At 70.0% G+C, this 17,356-nt stretch carries 15 protein-coding genes; 5 read left to right on the top strand and 10 right to left on the bottom strand.

Annotated elements, in window-relative coordinates; all coding sequences use genetic code 11:
* The first annotated feature begins 74 nt into the window (after nucleotides 1-74).
* The 4 genes from ACFVH0_RS00835 to ACFVH0_RS00850 all read left to right on the top strand — a co-directional run bounded on the left by ACFVH0_RS00835 (nucleotide 75) and on the right by ACFVH0_RS00850 (nucleotide 5,332).
* Nucleotides 75-1,019, top strand: a complete 945-nt coding sequence (locus ACFVH0_RS00835; RefSeq protein WP_385817286.1) for a 4-hydroxybenzoate octaprenyltransferase — start codon at nucleotides 75-77, stop codon at nucleotides 1,017-1,019.
* 27 nt (nucleotides 1,020-1,046) lie between these two features.
* Nucleotides 1,047-1,946 (top strand): oxygenase MpaB family protein, encoded by a 900-nt coding sequence (locus ACFVH0_RS00840; RefSeq protein WP_385817287.1) that lies wholly within the window; start codon nucleotides 1,047-1,049, stop codon nucleotides 1,944-1,946.
* Nucleotides 1,947-2,942: 996 nt separating this feature from the next.
* Nucleotides 2,943-4,082 carry a PLP-dependent cysteine synthase family protein gene (locus tag ACFVH0_RS00845; RefSeq protein ID WP_385817288.1) on the top strand — a complete coding sequence of 380 codons (1,140 nt, stop codon included), beginning with the start codon at nucleotides 2,943-2,945 and terminating at the stop codon, nucleotides 4,080-4,082.
* Complete coding sequence (locus tag ACFVH0_RS00850) at nucleotides 4,079-5,332, top strand: MFS transporter (RefSeq protein ID WP_385817289.1); 1,254 nt, start codon at nucleotides 4,079-4,081, stop codon at nucleotides 5,330-5,332. The genes ACFVH0_RS00845 and ACFVH0_RS00850 overlap by 4 nt, the downstream gene beginning before the upstream one ends.
* 69 nt (nucleotides 5,333-5,401) lie before the next feature.
* Here ACFVH0_RS00850 and ACFVH0_RS00855 read toward each other — a convergent pair whose 3' ends face one another.
* From ACFVH0_RS00855 to ACFVH0_RS00885, 7 genes are all read right to left on the bottom strand, one after another.
* Nucleotides 5,402-5,938 carry a hypothetical protein gene (locus ACFVH0_RS00855; RefSeq protein ID WP_385817290.1) on the bottom strand — a complete coding sequence of 179 codons (537 nt, stop codon included), beginning with the start codon at nucleotides 5,936-5,938 and terminating at the stop codon, nucleotides 5,402-5,404.
* Between the two features lie 342 nt (nucleotides 5,939-6,280).
* A complete protein-coding gene (locus tag ACFVH0_RS00860) occupies nucleotides 6,281-7,108 on the bottom strand; it encodes an ABC transporter ATP-binding protein (RefSeq protein ID WP_385817291.1) in 828 nt (275 codons plus the stop codon).
* Complete coding sequence (locus ACFVH0_RS00865) at nucleotides 7,105-8,088, bottom strand: ABC transporter ATP-binding protein (RefSeq protein ID WP_385817292.1); 984 nt, start codon at nucleotides 8,086-8,088, stop codon at nucleotides 7,105-7,107. Before ACFVH0_RS00865 ends, ACFVH0_RS00860 begins: the two co-directional genes overlap by 4 nt.
* A gap of 4 nt (nucleotides 8,089-8,092) precedes the next feature.
* Nucleotides 8,093-8,944, bottom strand: a complete 852-nt coding sequence (locus ACFVH0_RS00870) for an ABC transporter permease (protein WP_385817293.1) — start codon at nucleotides 8,942-8,944, stop codon at nucleotides 8,093-8,095.
* Nucleotides 8,941-9,888: an ABC transporter permease gene (locus tag ACFVH0_RS00875; RefSeq protein WP_385817294.1), complete on the bottom strand. Its 948-nt coding sequence runs from the start codon at nucleotides 9,886-9,888 to the stop codon at nucleotides 8,941-8,943. The genes ACFVH0_RS00870 and ACFVH0_RS00875 overlap by 4 nt, the downstream gene beginning before the upstream one ends.
* A gap of 6 nt (nucleotides 9,889-9,894) precedes the next feature.
* Nucleotides 9,895-11,550, bottom strand: a complete 1,656-nt coding sequence (locus tag ACFVH0_RS00880; protein WP_385817295.1) for an ABC transporter substrate-binding protein — start codon at nucleotides 11,548-11,550, stop codon at nucleotides 9,895-9,897.
* Between the two features lie 13 nt (nucleotides 11,551-11,563).
* Nucleotides 11,564-12,748, bottom strand: a complete 1,185-nt coding sequence (locus ACFVH0_RS00885) for a C45 family autoproteolytic acyltransferase/hydolase (protein WP_385817296.1) — start codon at nucleotides 12,746-12,748, stop codon at nucleotides 11,564-11,566.
* A 141-nt stretch (nucleotides 12,749-12,889) separates the two neighbouring features.
* On the opposite strand from ACFVH0_RS00885, the gene ACFVH0_RS00890 reads away from it, so the two are divergent.
* Nucleotides 12,890-13,780, top strand: coding sequence for a MurR/RpiR family transcriptional regulator (locus ACFVH0_RS00890; RefSeq protein WP_385817297.1), 891 nt, complete (start codon nucleotides 12,890-12,892; stop codon nucleotides 13,778-13,780).
* Between the two features lie 95 nt (nucleotides 13,781-13,875).
* On the opposite strand, the gene ACFVH0_RS00895 is transcribed toward ACFVH0_RS00890, so the two are convergent.
* The 3 genes from ACFVH0_RS00895 to ACFVH0_RS00905 form a co-directional block, all read right to left on the bottom strand.
* Entirely contained in the window at nucleotides 13,876-15,141 is a 1,266-nt protein-coding gene (locus ACFVH0_RS00895) for a cytochrome P450 (RefSeq protein WP_385817298.1), read from the bottom strand.
* 288 nt (nucleotides 15,142-15,429) lie between these two features.
* On the bottom strand, nucleotides 15,430-16,446 hold the full coding sequence (locus tag ACFVH0_RS00900; RefSeq protein ID WP_385817299.1) for a DUF6817 domain-containing protein: 1,017 nt from the start codon (nucleotides 16,444-16,446) through the stop codon (nucleotides 15,430-15,432).
* Complete coding sequence (locus ACFVH0_RS00905; RefSeq protein ID WP_385817300.1) at nucleotides 16,446-17,339, bottom strand: ketopantoate reductase family protein; 894 nt, start codon at nucleotides 17,337-17,339, stop codon at nucleotides 16,446-16,448. Before ACFVH0_RS00905 ends, ACFVH0_RS00900 begins: the two co-directional genes overlap by 1 nt.
* Between the last annotated feature and the right edge of the window lie 17 nt (nucleotides 17,340-17,356).

Below are 17,356 nucleotides of genomic sequence, written 5' to 3' on the forward strand. Positions count from 1 at the left end.
TGAAGGCACCATCCGGCCGGGGCCAGGTTGGGCCGATCGGCATGCAATCCCCCTGGACGGGGACATGAATCGGCATGACCGTCACCTCACGGACTCCGGCCCGAGTCCCGACTCAAGTCCCGGCCCGCGGCCGTGCCGCCCGACTGGTGGAGCGGACCCCCGCCGGGGTCCGGCCATATCTGGAGTTGCTGCGGCTGGACCGGCCGGTGGGGGCCTGGCTGCTGATAGTGCCCGGATGGATAGCCCTGGGAGCGATCGCCGAGCCCCGGGACGGCGGCCTGCTCGGGCTGCTGCTCCTGGTGTACGGGGTGCTGTCGAGAGGGGCCGCCTGCGGACTCAACGATGTGCTGGACGCTCGGTTCGACGCGCAGGTGCCGCGTACGGCGGGTCGGCCCGTCGCCTCCGGGCGGCTGGCGGCCGGGCGGGCGCTGGTGGTGTGTGTCGTGCTGGGGGCCGTCGCTCCGCTGGTGATGGGGTTCTGGAGTGTGGAGGCGGTGGTGTGGGCGGCGGCCGGGGCGCCCCTCGCGGCGGTGTATCCGTGCATGAAGCGGGTCACCCACTGGCCGCATGTGTGGCTGGGGATCACCATCAACTGGACGGTTCCGCTGGTGTACGGCCTGCTCACCGGAGGGCTCGGACTCGGGGGCGGAATGCTGTACGTGGCACTGATCTGCTGGGCCGTGGGAACGGACGTGATCTACGCCTGCCAGGACCGGGAGGCCGACGTGCGGGCCGGGGTGCGGTCGGCCGCCGTGCTGCTGGGGCGGCGTAGCCGGGTGCTGGTGGGCGGCGCGTACGCGGGGTGTGCGGTGCTGCTCGCCTGGTTCGGGGTCGTGGCCGGGCTCGGGCCGCTGTACTGGCCCGGACTGTGCGTGGTCGCGGGGCAGTTGGGATGGCAGGTGTGGCGGGCCGCCCCTGCGGATGCCGGGGCCTGCGGGCGGGCGTTCGCGACCAATCCTCTGTGCGGACTGCTCATCCTCGTGGCCGTGCTCGCCGGGCGGGTCGGTACCCTCGGCTGAGGGACACCGATCCTGGAGGTGCTGGAGGTGCTGGTGGAACTGCGGGAACGGATCGCGGCGGAACTCACGGCGACCATGCACGGCGGGGATCTCAAGCTGGAGCGGTACTCGGGGCCGCCCGGTGATCCCGGGCTGTTCGGGATCGTGCCGGGGGATCCGGTGTGGCGGGTGCACGGGCAGGCGACCGGGATGCTCGTCGGCGGGTTCGCCGCGCTCATGCTCCAGTCGCTGCATCCGCTGGCCATGGCGGGGGTCGACCAGCACTCCGACTTCCGCGCCGATCCGGTCGGGCGGCTGAACGGGACCGTACGGTTCATCACCACGACCACCTTCGGCTCATCGGCCGCCGCCCGCGAGGTGATCGACCTCGTCCGGCGGATCCACACCCGGGTGCACGGCACCGCCCCCGACGGCCGGTCGTACCGCGCGGACGACCCCGACCTGCTCACCTGGGTGCACACCGCCGAGGTGAGCAGCTTCCTCGCCGGCCACCAGGCCTACGCACCCCGGCCGCTTCGGCTGACCCCCGCCGAGTGCGACGCCTACTACCGCCAAGCCGCCCCCGTGGCCGAGGCGTTGGGCGCTCGGAACGTACCGCGCACGTCCTTCGAAGCCGAGCGCTACCTGGCTCGCCTCCGCCCCCGACTCCACGCCACTCCGGCCGCGTTGGACTCGGTGCTGTTCCTCCGCCGCTTCGGACGCACACGACGGGAGCGGCTGGCCGTGGGCCTGCTCACGAACGCCTCGGTCGGACTCCTCCCCGACTGGGCCCGCACCGAACTCGGCATCCACCGCCCGGCCCTCGTCCGCACCGGCTGGGACCGGCCCCTGGCGACGGCCGTCGGACGCACCCTCCAGTGGGGGCTCGGGCCCTCCCGGATCCAGGCCGCCGCACGGGGGCGCCTGGCGGGGACGCGGCAGGGATGACGTCAGGTTCGCTTCCCCGGGCGGCCCGGCCTGCCGGGCCTACTGCGCCAGGATGATCGCCCAGGGCAAGCACCACTCCCAGGGTTCCTGTCCGGTCAGGGAGGCGATGGTGGCGGCCGGGTAGTGCAGCACGTGGTGGAACAGGACGCTGCCGTCCTGGAGCAGTGAGCAGAAGGCGGGGCAGGCCGAGGGGCGGCCGTGGTGGCGTGGTGCGGGAACCTGGCCGGGCGGGGACAGACGGGTGAGTGAGACGCATGGTTCCTTTCACCCGTTTCAGTGACCGGCCGCACAATGCGGCCCCAACGTCACGCCCCCTGTGGCGACTGGCAGAGGGCCTCTGCGCAGGGACTCAGAAGTGATACCTCGGCCTTGAACCCACACCCACCTATGCACACCGTTCGTAAGCGATCGACTACCTTGTGCAGCGATGACGCTTCGGCCGGTAACCCATGAGCGCCGCTCCCTGTCATGGACGGGGGCGGCGCTGGTGATGCTGTTGGCCGCTCTGGTGCACCTGTTGGGATGTGCCCACGGCCCCGCCGCGACGGGAGCGGGCCGGGCGGACGCCATCCCTGTCGTCTCTGCCGCATCGTGCTGTCAGCCGACAGCACCGGGCACCGATTCGGCGCTCAAGGGCCTCGCCCCCGCCGGGAACGGCGGGACGCACTGCTGGAGCGCGGACGGACCGACGGCGCAGCCGCCGCGGGACATCGCGCTTCTCGCCGACGGGGCCCACTCTCTGCTGCTGCCCGCAGAACGTGTCGCCGAGCTTCCCGGTCGGTCAGGAGCTCTGCTGCCGCCGTCCCCCGCTCCCCCGGCGTCCTCAGTTCAGCAAGAGCGTGCCCAACTGGGCGTATGGCGGACCTGATCGACCCCTGAGCCGCGGTCCCGGACGTCACGTGTACGCCCGGCGACGGCTCCCGATCAGTCCACAGCCCTATCCACCACTCAACGGCCGGCGACCGCTCACGCCGCCGGCTGCGGGAGAAGCACGCCATGAACCGGACCACGCCCACAGCAAGCCTCACCTCACCCGCCCAGCTCCTCGCCGACACCAAACGCCCGATGCTCACCCCGGCCGGCCTGGTCGGCGACACCCCCGTACTCTGGATCGGCTCCCCCTTCACCGCCACCGGGCGCGGCTTCTGGACCAAGCTCGAAGGCCACAACCCCGGCGGCATCAAGGACCGCACCGCCCTGCACATGGTCCGCGCAGCCGGTGAGCGCGGACAGCTCCTGCCGGGCGCCCGCATCGTCGAGTCCACCTCCGGCACCCTGGGCCTCGGCCTGGCCCTCGCAGGCGCCACCTATGGCCACCCGGTCACCGTCGTCACCGACCCCGGCATGGAACCTCTCATGACCGGCCTGCTCACCGCCTACGGGGCCGACATCGAACTCGTCGGCACGCCGCACCCGACCGGGGGCTGGCAGGAGGCCCGTCGCCGCCGCGTCGTGGAACTCCTCGCCGTCCACCCCGACGCCTGGTGCCCGGATCAGTACAACAACCCGGACAACGTCACCGCCTACGCCCCGCTCGCGTACGAACTCGTCGCCCAGCTCGGCCGTATCGACACACTGGTCGTCTCCGTCGGCACCGGCGGCCACTCCGCCGGTATCGCCTCCGTCCTGCGCGGCTTCTTCCCCCACCTGCGGGTGGTCGGCGTGGACACCACCGGGTCGACCATCTTCGGCCAGCCCGCGGCACACCGCCTGATGCGCGGGCTGGGCAGCAGCATCTACCCCCGCAACGTCGCCTACGACCTCTTCGGCGAGGTCCACTGGGTCGCCGCCCCCGAAGCGGTATGGGCGGCACGCCGTCTGGCCCGCGACCACTACACCACCGGCGGCTGGAGCGTCGGCGCGGTCGCGCTCGTCGCCCGCTGGCTGGCCCACACCCTGCCCGCCGAGAACCGCATCGTCGCCGTCTTCCCCGACGGCCCGCAGCGGTATGTCGGTACCGTATTCGACGACACCTACTGCCGCGAGCACGGCTTGCTCGGCCGCCTGCCCGCCGACGATCCGGACGAGATCGCCCACCCCGGTGAACGGACGGTGACCCGCTGGACACGCTGCACCCACGTCACCGACCCCGTCTCCCCCACCAGCACGCAGGTACTTGCGGGAGCCGCTCGATGATGAGCCTGTGGCAGCAGACCCGTTCCTTCCCGCCCGCCGCACGGTTGCTGATGGCCAACCAGTTCGCCATCAACCTCGCCTTCTACATGCTCATGCCCTACCTCGCCGCCCATCTCTCGGGCGGGCTCGGCCTGGCGGCCTGGGCGGTCGGACTCGTCCTCGGAGTCCGCAACTTCTCCCAGCAGGGCATGTTCCTCATCGGCGGCACCATCGCCGACCGCTTCGGCTACAAGGCCCCGATCATGGCCGGCTGCCTGCTGCGGACCATCGGCTTCGGCCTGCTCGGCTGGGTCGACAACCTCCCTGCACTCATCGCGGCCTCTGCCGCCACCGGATTCGCCGGTGCCCTGTTCAACCCCGCTGTCCGGGCCTACCTCGCCGCCGAGGCCGGGGAGCGGCGCGTGGACGCCTTCGCCACCTTCAACGTCTACTACCAGGCCGGCATGCTCCTCGGCCCGCTCGTCGGACTCGCTCTGCTGGCCGCCGACTTCCGCCTCGTCTGCACCGTCGCCGCCGCGATTTTCGCCGTGCTGACGGTGCTGCAGGCACGCTCGCTGCCGTCCCGCCAGGCAAAGACGGTCGGCTCCGAGCCGGACAACGTGCTGGCCCAGTGGCGCACCGTGCTCGCCAACCGGTCTTTCCTCCTCTTCGCCACCGCGATGATCGGCTCGTACGTCCTGACCTTCCAGGTCTACCTGGCCCTCCCGCTGGCCGCCACCGACACCCTTGGATCCAGAGGAACCTGGGCCACCAGCGGACTGTTCGTCGTCTCGGCCGTGGTCGCCGTCGCAGGGCAGCTACGGCTGACGGGCTGGGCGAAGAAGAAGTGGAGCCCCGCCCAGGCTCTGGTGCGCGGACTGGCCGCGATGGGCCTTGCCTTCCTGCCCCTCACCCTCACTCCACCCGGTGTTCCGGCCGCCGTGCTCACCGCCCTGGTCGCGGCGGTGGCGCTGCTCGCGGCCGGCAGCGCGGTGGTCTACCCGTTCGAGATGGACACGGTGGTCACGCTCTCCGGCAACCGTCTCGTCGCAACCCACTACGGCCTCTACAACACCGTTTCCGGCCTGGGCATCACCCTCGGCAACCTTGCCACCGGCGCCTTGTGGGACTTCGCCGCGCGGCACAACGCCCTGTGGGTGACCTGGTGCACGCTGACCGCGACCGGGCTCGCCTGCGCGGCCTCGGTCGCCGTGCTCGCTCGCGGCGGACGCCTGACCGTGCAACGGGAGCCGCAACTGGCCGCCGTCTGACCGAGCGCCCGGGAAGGGAGCGGCCACTTCGGCCGGCCTTCCCGGGCGCCCGTCAGCTCGGCGCAACGGTCAGCCGGCGAGGGCCTCGGATCCGTACGCCACAGCGCCCACCACCACCCCGTACCCGGGAATGGCCAGCAACGGCCACGGCACCGGGCGCGGGACGAGCACCCGTACGTGGAAGGCGAAGTCCCGGTATTCCGGCATGCCTTCCGTACCGGGAAGCACCATGAATCGCGGCTGCACGACGCAGAACAGCCACCAGTCCAGCACCAACAGATCGAAAACCACGAGGGTGAGAAAGCCGACCGTGCCGAGGCCGAACGGCGGCCAGAAGCCGAGCGGGCCGTCCACCCGGTCACGCAGCCCCACGACACCGAACACCGGCACGGCGATGAACACCAGCAGATTCAACAAGCCGGCGGCTGTCGCGGTCCGCCTCCCCCGTGCGCTCTGTTGCCCGTACCGCTGCTGTATGGCCGCCGGATAGTCGGACAGCAGCGCGTCCCGGGCCACAAGGAAGGAGCCCAGGACTACGGCGGTGAACAGCGCCACCAACACAGAGGCGTACCGAACACTGACGCCGATCAGCTCCCAGAAGCCCATGCACCTCATCGTAGAGGAAATTAGGCTTGCCTTACCTGACTGTGCCGAAGGGGGTGATGAACACCCCCTGATCCGCTGACGGACGAGGAACTGGCCGAGGTTCAGGAGCGCGCCGAGGCCGCGGCTCCCCGGCCCGCGGCACGTGCGGCAGCTCGGCGACGAACACGCCATGCGCCTCGTCGCCGTCAGCACGGTTCCCGACATCGGCCCCAAAAGGCGACGGCCAGGCTCGACCACCGCACGCTCGTGGCTGTCACGCTCGTCCAGCAGCCGCGCAACGTGGACGTGGCGGACGAACGGTGAGCGAAACGCCTGCTTCATCGCAGGCGTCCGGTCAGTGACTCAGGCCATGGCGGCCCGGGCAGTGACCGCATCCGCCGGATCCCAGCCGGCTCGTGGTACCGAGGCCAGCAGCAGCCGGGTGTACGGGTCTTGCGGGCCGGCCAGCACCTCGGCCGTCGGTCCTTGCTCCACCACCGTTCCGCGGCGCATCACCAAGACCTCGTCCGTGATGTGGTGGACGACCGCCAGGTCGTGGCTGACGAAGACCAGAGCCACCCCGGTGTCCCGGCGGATCTCGCTCAGGAGCTGAAGGATCTGCGCTTGGATCGAGACGTCCAACGCGGCCACTGCCTCGTCGAGGACCAATACCTTCGGGTCGACCGCCAGCGCCCGTGCGATGGCCAGCCGTTGCCGCTGACCGCCGGAGAGACCGTGTGGCCTGGCCTCCGCCTCCCGGGCACCGAGGCCCACCCGGTCGAGCAGCCCGTCGGCCACGGTCGTTTCCCGGCCGTGCAGACGCAGGGCCGTAGTGAGGCACTGGCGAGCGGTGAGCCGGGGGTCCAGGGAGACATACGGGTCCTGGAACACCATCTGGATCTCCCGGGCCCGTGCCGATCGGGCCTCCCGGCCGCGCGGGGCGCGGGGGGCGCGGGGCCGCCCGGAGACGGCGATGCTGCCCGCGTCCGGACGTACGAGACCTACCAGCATCCGGGCCACGGTTGTCTTGCCGGACCCGGACTCGCCGACGATTCCGAGTGAGCCGCCCGCCGGGACGGTGAAGGTGATGCCGTCGGCAGCGGTGAGGCGGCCTCCGCCGGGCAGCCCGTATGTCTTGCGCAGTCGGTCCACGGCCAGCAGTGGCGCGGCGTCCGGTATTGCGGTGGTCATCGGTCACTCCTCTTCTCGGTGTCCGGACCCGGCACCACGGGCAGGCGGCGGCAGGTCGCGGCGCCCTCATCGTCCAGCGGCACCGGCTCGGGCCGCCAGGTCGAACACTCCGGTTCGGCATCCGGGCAGCGGTCGGCGAACTCGCAGCCGCCGAACGCGTCCGCGAGCGACGGCGGGCGCCCCGGGATCGGGAGGATCTCGCGCTGCCCCTCCCCGAGCGCCGGGGAGCAGGCCAGGAGTCCCTTCGTATACGGGTGGCGGGGCCGGTCGAAGAGGCCGCCGGCGGGCTGTTCCTCGACGACCCGGCCCGCGTACATCACGTACACCCGGTCGCAGTAAGCAGCGGCCAGTTGGAGATCGTGTGTGATGAACAGAAGACCCAGGCTCCGATCGGCCCGCAGGGTGCGCAGGAGAGCGAGGATCTCGGCCTGAGTGGTGACGTCCAGGGCGCTGGTCGCCTCGTCGGCGAGGAGCAGCCTGGGCTCGGCGGCCAGCGCACCGGCGATGACGACGCGCTGGAGCATGCCTCCTGAGAGCTCGTGCGGGTGCTGGCGGAACCGGCGTTCCGGGTCGGAGAGGCCGACCGTGTCGAGGAGTTCGACGGCTCGGGTGCGAGCCGCCTTCTTGTCGAGTCCGGTCCCCGTCAGCCGTTCGACCAGGAAGTCGCCGATGCGGCGGACCGGGTTGAGAGCGGAGCGCGGATCCTGGTGGACCATCGCGACCGTGCGGGCCCGGTGCCGGCGCAGGGCGTCGCCGGTCAGCGCGAGGACGTCCGTGCCATCGACGCGGATCGAACCGGAGACGACCGTCTTGTCGGGGAGAGCACGCAGTGCCGCCCTGGCGGTCGTCGACTTGCCCGAGCCGGACTCGCCGACCAGTCCGACCACTTCGCCACCTGCCACCCGTAGGGAGACCCGGTTGAGGACGGGCCGGGCGGCGCCCGGGAGTTCGAGGGTGAGGTTTTCGATGTCGAGGAGCATGCGGCTACCTCCTGCTGCCGAGTCGGTCGGCGGCCCAGACCCCGACGACGTTGAAGGACACCACGACGAGGGCGATGGCGAAGCCGGGCACCAGAGCCGGCAGGAGCGCGCCCTGGACGACGGCTGCCTGGCCCTCCTGCACCATCAGACCCCAGTCGGAGCTGGGCGGCTGGGCGCCGAAGCCCAGATAGGAGAGCGTGGCCAGGGACATCAGGGCCTCGCCGAACAGCACGACCAGATAGCCGATGATCGAACGGCCGAGGTTGGGGACGAGGTATCGGGCGCAGATCCGGGCCCCGCCCATGCCCTGGACGCCATAGGCGTCGATGTAGGGCTTGCGGCGTTCGGAGAGTGCCACCGAGCGGGTGTATTTGGCGACGGTCGGTGTGTAGGCGAGACCGAGCGCGAGCACGGAGGTCGTCATTCCGGCTCCGAGGACGGCGATGATCAGAACGGTGAACAGCAGCCCTGGAAAGGCGTACATGACGTCTGTGAGGCGGGAGACCACCGTGTCGGCCCAGCCGCCACGCCATGCGGCGAGTGTGCCGAGGGTGACACCCAGGACAGCTGCGATGGCCAGCAGGAGGATCGGGGCGACAAGGCTGGTGCGTGCCCCGTACAACACCCGCGAGAGGAGGTCCTGTCCGGAGGAGTCGGTGCCGAGCAGATGTTCCGGGCCGGTGCCGACCAGTGACGCGGAGAGGTCGATGGCATCGGGGGCGTACGGAGCGAGAAGCGGTGCGAGGAGCGCCGCCAGGACGACCACGACGAGCGTCCCGCCGGCGATCACCACACCCGCCGGGCACCGCTCCTTCCCGGTCTTCGGACTGACGCGGTCAAGGGTGGGCGCGCTCATGCGGAGGCCTCCTTCACCCGCGGGTCGAGCAGGGGGTGCACCAGGTCGACGAGGGTGGTCACGACGATGTAGCCGGTGACCATGAGCAGGAGTACGGCCTGCGCGACGGGGAAGTCATGCGTGTTGATCGCGCCGACGAGCAGCGAGCCGATGCCGCTGATCCCGAAGGCGGTCTCCACGACGACCGTGCCTGCCAGCATGCCCGCCATGACCAGACCGCACATGGTGACGATCGGACCGAGCGCGTTGCGCAGCACGTGCCGGACCACGATGTCCCGCTCGCGGATTCCGGACGCGCGGGCGACCTCGACATGGTCGGCCGCGCCCGCGTCGACCATCGACTGCCTGGTCACACGGCTGATCAGGGCGAGCGCGCCGAGCGCCAGGGACAGAGCGGGAAGCGTCAGATGGTGCATGGTGCCCGCGAACCCGTCGCCGCTGCCGGTGACCGGGAACCAGCCGAGCTGGACTCCGAAGACCGCGACCAGGGCGATGGCGGAGACGAAGGACGGCACAGAGGCAGCCAGGGTCGTGCCGCCGACGACGGTCGAGTCGATCCAGGTGCCGCGGCGGACGGCGGCGAGCACGCCGGCGCCGACCCCGAGGACGACAAAGAGCACGGTCGCGTACGTCACGAGGGTGAGCGTCGTCGGGAAGCGGGCGGCCAGCAGATCGGCGACCTGGTCGCTGTACTTGAAGGAGCGGCCGAGGTCCAGCTGAACGCAGTCGCCGAGCCAGCGCCCGTACTGCACGACGAGGGGCTCGTCGAGGTGGTACTGGGCCCTGACCAGTTCCAGCTTTTCCGGGGAGAGCTTGTCGCGGCCTCCGGCAAGGAAGACCGCGGGGTCGCCGGGCGCCGCGTACACAGCGGCGAAGATGACGAAGGAGGCGGCGAGGAGTGTGGCCAGCAGTCCGGCCAGCCGCCGGGAGATCCGGGCGAGCATGCGCGGTCAGCCCTTCTTCGAGCCGAGTTCGGCGGCCCACGGGTAGTAGAGGTAGGCCATGGAGGCGGGCGGTCCGGTCAGTTTCTCGTTGAGTACGAGGACGGAAGGCACTTGGGCGACCGAGATCCAGACGGCGGCGTCCGTGAACGTCTTCTGGATGTCGACCGTGAGCCTGGCGCGCTCGGCGTCGTCGAGCGTGGAGAGCGCCTTCTTCACCTTTGTGTCGTACGCGGTGTCCTTGAAGCCCACCCAGTTGTTGGAGGAGTCGGAGAGCGCGTTGTCGTAGAAGCCCATGGGATCGGCCTTGGAGATGTACCAGTCACCGACCAGCACATCGATGTCGGCGCGGGCCTGCGGATCGCTGTAGAACTGCTCGAACTGCGAGGTCGGCACGGTTTTGATCTGTCCCTTGAGGCCGATCCGCTGGAGCGCGGCGCGCACGGCATTGGCGACGACGGAGCGGCCCTGGCTGGCGTCCGTGCCGATCACCACCGGCTCGGTGGTGTCGGCGCCCGCCTCCTTCACCAGGTTCTTGGCTGTGGCGAGATCGTCGGCGGTCGGGGCGGCGGGGGCGTAGGCGACGGTCTTCTGGGCGGCCTCGAAGACGGGCTTCTCGTAGCCCCAGGCACCGGAGCCGACCGGGGTGCCCCAGGGCTGGACCATGCCGCCGTAGCCGGATGCGGCGATGCCCTTGCGGTCCAGCGCGAGCGAGAGCGCCCGGCGGATCCTCGGATCCTTCAGTCCGCCACGCTCGGTCGGGACGAGGACGAGGGAGGCGGTGGAGGGACCATAGTGCTGCTCGATGCCCTTCTTGTCGTGGAGAGCCGCCGCCGTGTTGGGCGATTCGGCGTAGGCACCGTCGGCGGCACCGGTCGTCAGGGCGTTGACGAGGGCGCTGTCGGCGGCCCAGCGGAAGGTGACCTGCTTCGTCAGGGGCTTCTTGCCCCAGTACGCGTCGTAGCGCTCGATGGTTATGGAGTCGCCGGACTTCCAACTGCTCAGCCTGTACGGGCCGGTGCAGGCGTCGGGTTGTCCCGGCGTACCGAAGTCCTTGCCCGCCTTCTCGACCTGCTCCTTGTTCCAGACGATGCCCGCGTCACCGGCGAGTGCCTTGAAGAACATGGCGTCCGGCGCCTTGAAGGTGATTGTGATCCGGCGGTCGCCGGTCTTCTCCATCGCGGCGATGTTGCCGAACTCGTCGCCCTGTTCCATGTCCGGGTCGGCGTGGCGCTTCAGGCTCCAGAGCACGTCGTCGGCGGTCATCGGGGTGCCGTCGTGGAAGGTGACACCGGAGCGCAGGGTCAGTACGAGGGTCTTGTCGTCCGGGGTTTCGGCCTTCTCGGCGAGGAACGGCTTCGTCGACATGTCCGGCTGGAGCTGGTACAGCCGCTCGCAGACGTTGGTGAGGACGACGCGGCCCGCGCTCGATCCCTGGGTGTCCAGGTCGAGCGAGTCCGGCTCGTCCTCCAGGAGCCAGTTGGCGTTGGAGAGTTCGCCCTTGGCCGGCGTGGTGGTCGGGCTGAGGTCGAGCGTGGCCGCGTCGGCGGTCCGGGATGCGCCTGCGGTGTTCTGGGTCGCTCCGCTACAGCCCGCGGCCGCGACGACGGTCGCCGCGACGAGGCCCGCGGCCAGGACCGACCTTCTTGAAGAGGTGTGCGTCATCACTGAGTTCCTGTCAGTTCTGGCCGTACGGGCCGTCGTAGAGGTTCCAGGGAAGGTGCTGGTACTCGCGGTCGCAGGGGGTGCCCGCGGTCACGTGATAGTCACCGGAGGTGAGGTCGGCCAGAGAGGAGACGAGAGTGGTCCACCGCTCCAGCTGCGGCCGGCGCGGATCGGGGTGGGTGCACAGGGATTCGGGGTGGCCGAGGTGATCCGACATCGCCCGGCGGATGATCCTGCGCGACTCGTCGGGGCCGGCGGAGCCGCGCAGCGCCTTCAGCCCTTCCGCGGCTCGGGGGACGCGGACCAGGGAATCGGACGACATGGGCCGGTAACCGGCGGCGGCCAGCGGTGCGGGAATTCCTGCCTGGTAGTGGTTGCCGTGCACCAGCAGGCCATCGGTCGGATACATCCAGCCGTGCCCGGCCGGGGTGGTCTCCAGGTCGATGGCGAAACCCTCACGACAGGTGAGCAGGGCGTTGCTGGCGATATGGGCCCGGGTTCGGCAGAGCACATCGAGGGCGTCGGTGATGTTGCTCTGGTCCAGGACATTTCGGCGTACGACGGTCTGGGGCAGCCCGATCGCATCGTTGAATCGGCCGCCGAGGCCGTTGGCGTTGAAGGCGAGTCCGGCGGAATTGGCGCCCTGGCGGCCGATCTGCCCGGCTTCGACCTGCATGATCAGGGTCGGCTTGGGGGGTTGGACAATCCTGATCATGACGATGGTGTCGGCGACGCCGGCCCGCCAGTCCCAGTTCTGCCCGGCGTAGACGTGCCCGTCGCCGCTGGCCTCTCCGTGGACGGCAAAGGAGGTACAGCCCTCGGCGGGCTCCTCATCGCTGGCTCGTCCGTCGGCTTCCATCTGTGCGAAGGACTTGTCGTAGATGACCTCGCCGCGGGCGTTCAGGGCGAGGACGTCCAGCAGGCTGACGCCGGCGCCGTCCGCGATGCCCTGCATCTCGTCGACGAGGTGGGGTGCGTAGTCGCGTACTGGCTCCAGCCAGTGGGCGGCTCGGGCGGTGACCCGGTCCCAGGCCAGTCCTGCGGACTGGCCGAAGGCCTCCTCGTAGTAGCCGAGCGCGGAATGCACTTGGGGCCGCACGGCCTCGCCGTACTGGCGGCCGCGCTGGAGCGGGCTGCCGGAGATCTCGATGACCGGGAGGACCCGGGCGGGCCCGGGGGCCGTGGGACGGAGTGCCATGCTTCTCCTCGCTCTGGAACGCACTCCGAACGGCGCCGCAGGACCACGGACAATCCTGTAACGTCGATTACGAGTTGCGTTCCGGTTGGAACGTACTGCCCAGGAACAGTAACGTCGGTCACACGGAAGTCAATGGTTGTAATGGAGATTCCAGATAATGGGGCCGGAGCGACTCGGCTGCGCGCTGCGATTCGCGATCAATGGGAGGGTCTGTCCGCGTCCGAGCGAGCCGTCGCGCAGTACCTGGTCAGCGCTCCCGTCGGGCAACTGCTCTTCGTCAGCGCCCAGGAGTTGGGGGCCGCCAGCTCCACCAGCAACGCCACCGTCGTACGAGCGCTGCAACGCCTCGGGTATGCGGGACTGCCCGCCCTGAAGCGGGAGCTGGCCAACGACTTCACTGCGGCCGTCGCTCCCGAGGAGCGTCTCAAGCAGCGCATCGCGCATGTGGGCCAGGACCTGGAGTCCATTTGGGCCGATGTCTTCGACGAGGCCCAGGACCGCATCGACCACACCAGGCGCCTGACTGAACCGGAAGCTCTGAAGCGCTCCGTGACCGCCCTCGCCGAGGCGCGCGAAGTTTTCTGTTACGGAGTTGCCGCCTCCGAACCGGGCGCCCGCCACCTGGCGTTGGCGCTCGGCCGGATCGGCCGACGGTCCCGCTTCGTCTCCGAGACGGGCTTCGCCCTCGCGGACCAGTTGCTGGCTCTGGAGCAGGGCGACAGCGTGGTGATCTTCCAGCCGGGCCGTCGGCTGGTGGAGCTGAGCGTCATGATGGAGCGGGCGCGTGCGGTCGGCGCCAAGGTCGTACTCGTGACGGACGAACTGGGCGAGGCGTATGCGGACCGGGTCGAGGCGGTCCTGACCGCGCCGCACACCCCGACCGGGATCACCGCGGAATCGCTGACGGGGCTGCTCGTCGCGGACGCCCTGCTGCTTGCGCTGGCCACGCTCGACGAGACCCGGGCGGTGGAATCCTCGCACCAGCTCACCGCGCTGCGTGAGCAGTTGCTGGATCCCAAGCGGCGTCCCTGAGGGGCGGTTGGCGAGTTGATGTCCGTGCCAGTGCGCCGTAACGCAGACAGCAGGAGATTCACCGGGGAGGGACCGCGCACCGCGGAGGACCAGAGTTACAGGCGTACGGGGAGGGTTTTCAGGTGCCAGTTGACGGGGTTGGTTCCGCGTTGCAGGTGTTTCGGGTCAGTGGCAAGCCGCAGGTTGGGGACACGGTTGAGCAGCGCGGTCAGAGCCACGGCGGTCTCTTCCTGGGCGAGGTGCGCTCCCAGACAGCGGTGTGTGCCGTGCCCGAATCCGAGGTGGGACTCCCTGCCGTTTCGGGTGCGGCCGAGGTCGAGGCGATCGGGGTCTGTGAAGGCGGCCGGGTCGCGGTTGGCTGCGGAAACGATCGGCAGGACGGCTTCCCCGCTACGTACGGGGGTGTTGCCGACAGTGGTGTCGCGGGTGGCGTAGCGGGGCAGCGCGCGTACCACAGGGCCGCAGTAGCGCATGAGTTCGTTGACGGCGTGTGGCATGAGGGTGGCGTCGTCGCGCAGCAGGGCGAGCTGGTCGGGGTGGGTGAGGAGTGCTTCGGTGCTGTTGGCGATGAGGTTGACGGTGGTGATGTGTCCGGCGACGACGAGGTTGGTGATGAGGGCGACCAACTCGTCGGTGTTCAGCCGGTCATGGTGAGGGGGCGCGAGCAGTTCGGAGATGAGGTCGTTGCCGGGGTGGTCGGTGTGGTGGGCGACGAGGGTGTGGGCGTCCTCGACCATGCCGGCGAGCGCGGCGCCCAGTTCGTCACCACAGACACCGGCGGTCAGTGTGGCGCTCCGTTCCCGCCAGCGGTCGCGGTCGGCTTCAGGGACGGCGATGAGCTCACAGATGACGGTGATGGGCAACGGCCGGGCGAAGTGCTCGATAAGGTCGACGACTCCGTTCTCCGCGTGGCCCGGCAGGCGGTCGAGCAGTTGCTCAGCGATTGCCTCGATCCTGGGACGCAGTGCGGCCACGCGGCCTGGGGAGAACGCGGCGGTTACCAGGCCGCGGATACGTCGGTGATCGGCGCCGTCCGCGTCGAAGATTCCGGCGCGCAGATATTTCTCGTGCCCCGAGTACATACCGCGGGCCTGCCAGGTCTGTTCGGTGCGGTGAGCCACCGGCGCGCCGGGGACGGTCGTGGCGTCAATGGTGAAGCAGGAGTCGCTCATGACCGTACGGATGTCGTCGTGGCGGGTGGCCACCCACATCGGGTCGACACCCTGCACATGCCCCCGCACCATCTTCTCCCCTTCACGGACGGGTGCGTAGGCGGAGAACGGATCACGAACCAGCTCTCCATCGGCCAGGTCCAGTGGTTCCTCGTCAGTCTCGGTGATGCCATGGTCCTCAGCAGTCACGTCGAAGCCTCCGTAGCAGGTGATCGTTCAGTGACGGCATCATGTGCAAGGACTGCCCTCCGTATCCCCCCGATGGCACCAATCCCCCCGAACGAATGCTTGCGATGGTGCGGGGATCGACGGCTTCGCCGGGGGCGCCTTCTTCAGCCTCGCTGCGGCACTGTGTTCCTACGATCGACTTCTCCGGCTCACCACGTCGGCGCCTGGCGGGGCAGCTGTGCTTCGGCGGTCCCGTGCCTCCATGACGACTGTGGGGGTCGGCTTCACCGACATGCGGACGGCTCGGATTCAGGTATCGGTCGGCGCCTGACGGTCGTAGGTGCTGATCTCGATCAGGTTGCCGTCCGGGTCGCGCAGGTAGGTGCTGGTGATCGGGCCTCGGGCACCGGTGCGCGGCACGGGGCCTTCCTCCACGGGCACTCCCCCGGCGGCGAGGTGGGCCAGGATCTGCCCGTGCGGCGTGTCGGTGACCAGGCACAGGTCGGCGCTGCCGGGGGTGGGATGCGTGGCGTGCGGGAGGAGTTCACGGTCGACCTGGTGGAGGTTGATCTTGCTGGTGCCGAAGGCCAGCGCGCGGCGCCCGTCGCCGAAGACGACCGGGCGCATGCCCAGGACGCGTTCGTAGAAGCCGATGGACCGATCGATGTCGGCGACTGTCAGCACCAGGTGATCCAGGCCGGTGATCCGGATCCCCGGCCCCGCGTCGGGGGCGTACCCGCTGAGCTGCTGCCCACAGGCATCCCGCGCCGCAGCGGAGAGCAGGTCGCGCGAGCGGGTGAAGAGCCGGTGCAGGGCGGCACCGTAGCGTTCGGCGAGGTCGGCGTTGTGCGCCAGCACGTCGAGCTCGTTGGCGGCAGTGATCTCCAGGAAGGCGCGCACGTCCGGTTCCGGTGGGGTGTGCTCACGGCCGGTGAAGCGGTCACGGAAGACCACCGGTCGCCTGTTTGCCAAGCGCGGGTACACGACGCTGCGGTCACAGCTCGCGTAGAGGTGGACCAGCGCCTCGGCCCGTTCGCCGATCAGCTCGGCGAGGAGTGCGCGCTCGGTGGTGTCCGCCAGGGCTTGGTCGAACCCGTCGGTTCCGTAGGCCGCGTGACACAGTCCCGCGGCCTGCAGGTCCAAATCGGCGCCCCACTCGCCCAGGAGACGTGCGACGCGGATCAGATGGTCCAGGAGGGTTCCGCCGGGGTGGGGCATCTCGCCGGCACCCCGGGCGCGCAGGAACTCCTCGACGGCCGGCCACACCGCCGCAGGGCCGCAGCCGCCTTTCGGGTTGCCGTCGTCGGGCGGATCGGCCGGCCGCATCAGGCCTCCTGGTTGGCCTGGTGAGCCACTTCTGCAACCAGCCGGGCCGTGACCGGGGTCTCGATCCCGTGGGCGGCTCCGGCGCGGAGGACTGCTCCGCCGATGGCATCGAGTTCGAACGGGCGTCCAGCCTCGACGTCGCGCTGCATCGAGGACTTCATCGTGTGCGGGGCCCGGTCGAAGAACGAGAGCACGGTGTCGGTCGTCACCGGGGCCCCGGCGGCCTGTGCCACGGCGGTGATTTCGTCGAGCACGGCGAGCAGTTGCGGGCGCCGGTCGCTGCGAATGGTTCCGACGTTGCTCCGGTGCCGAGTCGTCAGCAGGGCGAACGGGGCGAGGAAGGCGAGCTTGTCCCAGAGCATCGCGGTCTCGTCGGTGCGCAGGGTCACGCCCAGGCCGGCGTGCCGCAAATGGTCCGCGAAGTCGTCGAGCGGCGCTGCCAGTTCGAGATTGGCGAAAGGGCTGGAGTGGATGACGCACCCCGGTGAGGTGCGGGTGGCCTCGACCTTGATCGTACCGGCGACGACCCTGGCCGAGGGGTAGCGCTTGCGCAGCAGGGCGATGTGGTCGAGGCCGTTGAGCAGCGGGATCACGATCGCGTCACCGAGGGCAGGGGCCGGGACACGGTCGAGCGCCTGGTCCAGTGCGGTCTGCTTGACCGTCACGAAGACGGCGTCCACAGGCTCTCGCAATTGCGTGTCGGCCTGCACCGCTGCGGTGAAGTCCCCATACTGGGTACTTTCGATGCGCAGGCCGTTGTGGCTCAATGCCGCGGCGGTTTCCTGGCCGGCCAGACAGACGACGCGGTGACCGTCACGGGCGAGCAGCGCGCCGATCAGGCCCCCGACCCCGCCGGGTCCGAGGATGGCCACCGTCGCTCTGGTTGTAGTCATGTGCGCTCCTGTCGTTC

This window comes from Streptomyces sp. NPDC127117 (assembly GCF_042677325.1).
In the GTDB taxonomy this organism is placed as follows: domain Bacteria; phylum Actinomycetota; class Actinomycetes; order Streptomycetales; family Streptomycetaceae; genus Streptomyces.